This is a genomic window from Dysgonomonas sp. 37-18, assembly GCF_001899125.1.
GTDB lineage: Bacteria > Bacteroidota > Bacteroidia > Bacteroidales > Dysgonomonadaceae > Dysgonomonas.
In genome coordinates this window covers 92,090-98,930 of record NZ_MKVC01000029.1, presented here as the reverse complement: position 1 = coordinate 98,930, position 6,841 = coordinate 92,090, and the positions used below count along the sequence as shown (strand labels likewise).

Genomic DNA, 6,841 nt, shown 5'->3' with positions numbered 1-6,841 from the left:
TGATCGTCTTCTTTACTATCTTTTATGGTAATATCTCCGCGGAAGGCATGAAGATGTTCCGACTCTGCCTTTTTCATGTCACTACTCAATCCTTCTACTTTTTTCATAGGGGCCCCCAGCCTGCTATCGAGCATAGACCTATTTTTCAATTTATCGTCATCGTTAAGCATGGTAGTATTTATTAGATTAGCAATTAAAACTGTATTATCTTAGAACAGCCCTTAACATCAAATTGTTTCTTGGTAGTGCATGAAAATAAGAATCTTAACACCTTTAGCCGCTTTTTTGATCTCTTGCCTTGTAAAAGCCAGATTACTTCTTATCAATAACTTAACAATTTACCATAAATATGGTATTGTATTTATATGAAACAGGATTTATCTTTGTAATGTATTTTTCATGGTATTAGACTTTAGGTTATAAAATTGAAGATTGGTTGTCGTGATGACAGCCTTTTTGTTTTTATACAGATAGATAATAAACGAACCGAGAACATTATTCCGATTCGTTTTGTTTAGTCTATGTATGTCGAACATTAAATTTATTGAACCATGAAAGAAGATATATCAAAGACACAATCCAAAGATCATAAATTTGAGGGATACGAACATGCCCGAAAAGTAAAAAACATCAAAAATCCTGTACCTAGCTCCGAAAAATCGGTAAAGGCTGCCACAAACAGAATTAATCCGGATGAAAACTCTAATGATAGAGGGTAGTTTTTTAAAAACTTACTGTAGTAAGATATTGTACCTATTGTTTTATAGGTACAATATTAAGTTGTGGCTTCAAAAAATATGATGAAAGACAAGCAAACTCAAATTACAGGTGAGCAATTTGAAGAGGAGGTGCTATATTCTATTTTTTATGGAAATAATTCCTTCTATTATCTAAACTGTTTAGAGAAAATAAAGAATGGAAAAAAGTTGATATTTAATCTTTATGCTTTCGTTTTTAGTATACTGTGGCTAGCTTACCGTAAAATGTATTTAGAATTTGCTATTTCTTTATTGATAGGAATATCTCTTGCTATATTTATAGGCATATCATTAAGCATATTTACATTGTCCCTAATTCTTGGATTGACAGGAAACTACTTATATGTAAAGAAGTCGATTAGAGAAATGCAAAAAGCACAAGCAAACTACCCCATTTTAAATGACCGGATAGACTATTTGAGAAGAATAGGAGGAACAAGTTATAATATTGTTTTTACTTTTATTGGTTTATTTATTCTTATCTCACTTCTCACATTTGCAATACTAGCTTATATTATTGGACATAAAGCTATTTGAGCAATCTATATCAAGGTGTTATACTATTTATTTTAAATTATTTATTCTTTTGAATACTAAATTGAATCCGAAGAAATAATTAGATTTGCAAAAACAATAAATAATGAAAGAAAAATTAATAGTTAGTCTCTTCTTATTTGTGATGCTTTTCATTAATCTACCAATATTGGCACAAGAAAGTGATATAGAAAACCAAATAGATCCATATTACAGTAGATATCTATCAAAATATGTAGACGAAAATCAAGTAGATTTTAGTCAGGATTATCTGAAGTATTGTATAGAAAATAATTCAAAAAATCAGTTAAGCGAATTTTTATCATACGACTTCAGCGCTATGTGGACAGCTCTCAATTCAATGCTATATGGCGCACCATTACAAAATGGAATTATAGGTAATAATTACCAAAGGATACAAATCCATATAAGTGAAGTGTCGAAAAGTAAAAAAAACGAGGCTATCTATTTTGTTAAAGGAAAATCAAAAGTTAATAATACCATTTGTAACTTTTCGGGAGAAATAGAACTATTAAGATTAACATGCAATAGTGATTGTAATTATTCTGATTTTTCTGAATGTGGATCTTTAGTAGCCAAATACACCCTATATGAAGATAGTTTACAAAGATATAGTGGATTCTTCAAAGGCATTACCGACTGTTTAATATATTTTGATACAGCTAAACAGATGGTGGGTCTTGATGATACGTTAAGTGGTGCGGATTTTTATTATAATCGAACATTTGTAGGCACATGGACAAATTACATAACTAAAACATCTAAAAAATGCATTTGGGGAGATGATCGTTTGCCTTACACCTTCGATTTTAGCCATGGAGATGGACAAATGGTTATAAACGAGAAATATGTAAAGAACGGATGGGAATCATTCAATGACTATTCGGAATATACAGAAACCTCAGATGGAGAGTGGAAATTAGCCGATAAATGGTGGCTAAAAGATAACGAACACTATGTCAATAAATAAGTAAATAGCTTATGTTTGATTATCCCTCGTCTCTTCGGATTTGCAATCCGAAGATTAATGTAGAAAGGCTTTCTAACAACAAAAGCCGCTTCATCAGCGACTTTCCCTGTAGCACAGCCGGGAATCGAACCCGAATCTAAAGTTTAGGAAACTTCTATTCTATCCATTGAACTACTGCGCCATACATCTTATCTTCACTATTGTTTCCGATAAAATCACTGCAAAAATAAGAGAATTTCCGACATTAGGCAAATACATTCTGCGATTTAATCAAATAGTGTTAAAGAAACCCTGTTTTTTCGGGAAATAGGACTTTAGCCAATTGTGTGCTGCTATAAAAACATCTATATTTGCTAAATATTTTTTTAAAAACATAACAATAAATAAATGTTTCAAATTGGCGATGCAATAGTCGCATCAGATATAATCGAAGAAAATTTCCTATGCGACCTCTCAGCCTGTATGGGCGAATGCTGCGTAGAAGGCGATGCCGGTGCACCTCTCGAAGAAGACGAAGTAAAGATAATAGAAGACCTCTTATCTGAGGTCTGGGACGACCTGTCGCCCGCTGCCCAAGCAGTAATTAAAGAGCATGGAGTAGCATATCGCGACCACGATGGAGACATGGTAACCTCTATCGTAAACGGAAAAGACTGTGTGTTTACCTATTACGACGAAAAAGGCATCTGCAAATGTGCTATCGAAAAAGCATACCGCGAAGGTCGTACCAACTTTTACAAACCCATCTCCTGCCATCTGTACCCTATCCGCTTGCAAAAATATAAAGACTTCACCGCCGTTAATTATCATCGGTGGTCGATCTGCAAAGCGGCTGTATTACTGGGTAAGAAGGAAGGATTGAAAGTTTACGAATTCCTCAAAGAACCGCTTATCCGTCGTTTCGGAGAAGATTGGTACAACGAACTTGTTCTGGTAGCAGAAGAATACAAAAAAGCAGGATACAAATGGCAATAATCTGTAAAGAGCTTATGGCCTGTATCGATTTACAATATAACTTAAACTCATAACTTTAAACTCAAAACATGCATCCACTACATCAATTCAAATTTTGCCCAAAATGTGGTTCAAGCCATTTTGTGGAGAATAATTTCAAATCGAAAAGATGTGAGACTTGTAGCTTCGTTTATTACTTCAACCCCAGTTCTTCCACAATAGCCATTATTATCAACAGTAATGATGAGCTGCTGGTTGCAACACGGGCTCACGACCCTGCAAAGGGAACATTCGACTTGCCCGGCGGATTTGTAGACATGAACGAAACAGGAGAGGAAGCTGTTATACGAGAGGTAAAAGAAGAAACAGGGCTCCATGTTTCGCAAGCAAAATATATGTTCTCTATCCCCAATACATACGTATACTCAGGATTTGAAGTGCATACCCTCGATCTGGTTTACCTGTGCAAAGTAGACGATATGCAGAACATAAAAGCTGAGGACGATGTCGCCAGCCTTCAATTTATAAAAATATCAGAGCTTAACCCCGACCTGTTTGGGCTACGTTCGGTAAAAGAAGTAATACAGGAAATCAAAATAATGAAAATATGAGAAAACTGCTATTAGTTATCACCCTTGCATCGGGCTTACATTTGGCTCACGCTCAGAAGTCAGTGTACACAGAATTGCCCGGAAGGCTATTTTCGCAAGGCAAAGAAATGTTCTTAAACAATAACTATGTAGGATGTATCAATACACTACAAGAATTTAAGAACCAGTCGAAAGATATAAAACTGATGGAAGAAGCAGACTATATGATTGTCAGCTCCTTATTTTATCAGGGCAAAGCCGGTGACGGAACAATTTTGAAAGATTTTCTTGACGATTATCCTGAATCTTATCACCGCAACCAGATCAGTTTCTTTACAGGATCAATTCATTTTCAACAAAAAGATTGGAACAAAGCCCTTCATTGGTTTTCACAAGTGGATATCGATTATCTATCGGTAAGCGAACAAGAAGACTACAGCTACCGCATGGCGTATGCCAGCCTCCAAAAGGGAGACAGAAAAGAAGCTAAAAACCTATTCGGACTATTGTCTCGCAATAGTAAAAAATATGCAGAACCGGCATCTTACTATCTGGCTTATGCCAATTTTCAGGAAGGAGAATACGATCAGGCTATCGCTACATTCCGAAAGCTGAAAAGCAAACCCGAATATAAGGAGAATGCAACATTCTTCCTCATACAAAGTGAGTTTCTGCAAGGCAATATGAACGGGACGATAAGCGAAGGACAAGACTTTATCTCGTCATATCCGGGCAGTAAAAACATCGGAGAAGTATATCGCCTGCTAGGCAGCAGCTATTACCGCCTTGGCAACATACAAAATGCCATCCGTAACTATGAGCAATATCGTGCCACGACATCTACACCTTTCCGTGAAGATATGTATCAACTGGCAGAAGCGTACTACCAAACAGGTGCGTATGGCAATGCCGTAGAAGCGCTGAAAGATGTAGCTTCGACAACCGACAAACTGGGACAGGCTGGACAGATGCTTCTGGGACAGTCTTATCTGAAACTAAACGACACACAGAATGCCGTTATGGCTTTTGAAGCTGCCGCACGATCCGAGTTCGACCCTTCTATCAGCGAAGGTGCATTATACAACAACGTAATGATACGCAACAGAGACGGAGGAGGTGCTTTTGGCGAAGCTATCACAGCATCGCAACGTTTCCTTGCTCAGTATCCAAATTCGAAATATACGAGCGCAGTAAGCGGAGCTCTGGCTTCCACATTGCTTTCGTCCAAAAACTATAGCACTGCCCTTGCTGCCATCAACAGCATCAAGTCGCCCGATCGTCAGATATTGGAAGCTAAGCAAATTATATTATTCCAGTCGGGTGTGCAAAACTTCATCGACAAGCGTTACGACCTTGCCGCCAACGATTTCAATGCAACCATCAATATGGGTAGCTACAATGCCGACGTACGCAACGAAGCATACTTCTGGCGGGGAGACATAGCCTATCGCAGTACCGATTATGGCTCTGCAGCCAGAGATTATACGGCTTACATTGGTCAGGCTTCCCCTTCGCAAAACAATTATCCGCTTGCTCTATACAACTTGGCTTACGCACAGTTTCAGGACAAAGTTTATTCTTCTGCTTTGAATAACTTCAAGAAATATATTTCGGCAGAAAGAAGCAAGCAATCGCCAAACTATTCCGATGCCCTCAACCGCATCGGGGATATAAACCTCTACAATAGAAACTTTTCAGAGGCAGAAAGATATTATGCGCAAGCCGTATCTTCAAACCCTGAGAATGCCGATTACTCTGAATTCCAAAAAGCATTTGTGTTGGGATTACAACGCAACTACTCGGGAAAAGTAACGGCACTGAACAGTATGATGGCAAAATATCCGAACTCGCAATACATAGACGATGCACTGTACGAAAAGAGCCGTGCATTGGTAATGCAAAACAAGGAACAGGAGGCAATATCGGTGCTTGAAAAAATGCTAAAAGACCATCCGAAATCCAATCTGGCACAAAAAGCCGGAGTACAACTCGGACAATTATACTTCAACACCAACAACCCTCGCAAGTCGGCAGAAGCCTACAAGCAGGTAATTGCCAACTATCCGAATTCGGAAGAAGCACGTACTGCCATAGAAAGCCTAGAGGCGGTTTATAAGGATATGAACGATATCAGCTCTTATGCTTCATACGTCAACTCGTTGGGTAAAGGCACAATCCTTTCGTCCAACCGTCAGGACTCACTCACCTATCTGGCTGCCGAAAACATATATATGAAAGGCCGCAAAGATGAGTCGAAAACAGCATTCAACAAATACCTGCAAGCATATCCTAACGGGGTATTTGCAAGCGATACACACTTCTATCTGGGCGATATGGCATTCGAAGCCAAGGATTTCGATAAAGCACTCACCCACTTCAATGAAGTTATAAACTCAAACAACCCGAAATACATTGCCAATGCCTTGGTGTTTGCATCGGGAATAGAGTTCGACCGCAAAAACTATGAGGCTGCCTATGCCGCTTACGAGCACCTGAATATGGTGGCATCCAATACCGAAAACAAAGACATTGCCCAACTGGGTATGTTGCGTTGTGCTTATCTCCTCAAAAAAGATAACGAGGTGGTAGCTGCCGCAAGCAAAATATTGCAAGGAGCAAAAGCAGCCCCTGCCGTAGCTAACGAAGCCAGATTCTACAGAGGAAAATCGTATATCAACCTAAAGAAGAACGACGAAGCAGCCACAGACTTGCAGGCAGTAGCCAAAGATACTCGCAGCGCATTCGGAGCCGAAGCTCAGTTCTTACTGGCTGACATGTATTACAAGTGGAAATCGTACGACAAAGCCGAGAAACAAGTGCTTGCCTTTATGAAAGAAGGTACACCATACCAATATTGGATGGCACGTGCGGTGGTAGTATTGTCGGATGCTTATGTTGCCAAAGGTGATAAATTCTCGGCACGTCAGTATCTCGAAAGCCTTCAGGCAAATTATAAAGGCAGCGAAGCCGATATAAAAACAATGATAGACGAACGCTTGTCAGCTTTAAAATAA

Annotated in this window: 6 protein-coding genes and 1 tRNA gene; 6 read left to right on the top strand and 1 reads right to left on the bottom strand. The window is 38.7% G+C overall.

Annotated features, from left to right (window positions below):
- The first annotated feature begins 551 nt into the window (after positions 1-551).
- From BGO84_RS10835 to BGO84_RS10825, 3 genes are all read left to right on the top strand, one after another.
- Entirely contained in the window at positions 552-719 is a 168-nt protein-coding gene (locus BGO84_RS10835) for a hypothetical protein (protein WP_291029170.1), read from the top strand.
- Between the two features lie 78 nt (positions 720-797).
- Positions 798-1,295 carry a DUF2628 domain-containing protein gene (locus tag BGO84_RS10830; protein ID WP_291029169.1) on the top strand — a complete coding sequence of 166 codons (498 nt, stop codon included), beginning with the start codon at positions 798-800 and terminating at the stop codon, positions 1,293-1,295.
- A gap of 103 nt (positions 1,296-1,398) precedes the next feature.
- Positions 1,399-2,283: a hypothetical protein gene (locus BGO84_RS10825; protein WP_291029167.1), complete on the top strand. Its 885-nt coding sequence runs from the start codon at positions 1,399-1,401 to the stop codon at positions 2,281-2,283.
- A gap of 109 nt (positions 2,284-2,392) precedes the next feature.
- Here BGO84_RS10825 and BGO84_RS10820 read toward each other — a convergent pair.
- Positions 2,393-2,464, bottom strand: a tRNA-Arg gene (locus BGO84_RS10820).
- A gap of 206 nt (positions 2,465-2,670) precedes the next feature.
- Between BGO84_RS10820 and BGO84_RS10815 the strand changes: the two genes are divergently transcribed.
- The 3 genes from BGO84_RS10815 (at position 2,671) to BGO84_RS10805 (ending at position 6,841) form a co-directional block, all read left to right on the top strand.
- The gene (locus BGO84_RS10815) at positions 2,671-3,258 is read left to right on the top strand and encodes a DUF3109 family protein (RefSeq protein WP_291029165.1); all 588 of its coding nucleotides are present in this window, start codon (positions 2,671-2,673) and stop codon (positions 3,256-3,258) included.
- Positions 3,259-3,326: 68 nt separating this feature from the next.
- The gene (locus BGO84_RS10810) at positions 3,327-3,848 is read left to right on the top strand and encodes an NUDIX domain-containing protein (protein WP_291029164.1); all 522 of its coding nucleotides are present in this window, start codon (positions 3,327-3,329) and stop codon (positions 3,846-3,848) included.
- The gene (locus BGO84_RS10805) at positions 3,845-6,841 is read left to right on the top strand and encodes a tetratricopeptide repeat protein (RefSeq protein ID WP_291029162.1); all 2,997 of its coding nucleotides are present in this window, start codon (positions 3,845-3,847) and stop codon (positions 6,839-6,841) included. The genes BGO84_RS10810 and BGO84_RS10805 overlap by 4 nt, the downstream gene beginning before the upstream one ends.

What these genes read in the sequence shown, in the direction of transcription:
- BGO84_RS10815 (WP_291029165.1), top strand. Translation starts at nt 2,671, where the DNA reads ATGTTTCAAATTGGCGATGCAATAGTCGCATCAGATATAATCGAAGAA.
- BGO84_RS10805 (WP_291029162.1), top strand. Translation starts at nt 3,845, where the DNA reads ATGAGAAAACTGCTATTAGTTATCACCCTTGCATCGGGCTTACATTTG.
- BGO84_RS10830 (WP_291029169.1), top strand. Translation starts at nt 798, where the DNA reads ATGATGAAAGACAAGCAAACTCAAATTACAGGTGAGCAATTTGAAGAG.
- BGO84_RS10835 (WP_291029170.1), top strand. Translation starts at nt 552, where the DNA reads ATGAAAGAAGATATATCAAAGACACAATCCAAAGATCATAAATTTGAG.
- BGO84_RS10825 (WP_291029167.1), top strand. Translation starts at nt 1,399, where the DNA reads ATGAAAGAAAAATTAATAGTTAGTCTCTTCTTATTTGTGATGCTTTTC.
- BGO84_RS10810 (WP_291029164.1), top strand. Translation starts at nt 3,327, where the DNA reads ATGCATCCACTACATCAATTCAAATTTTGCCCAAAATGTGGTTCAAGC.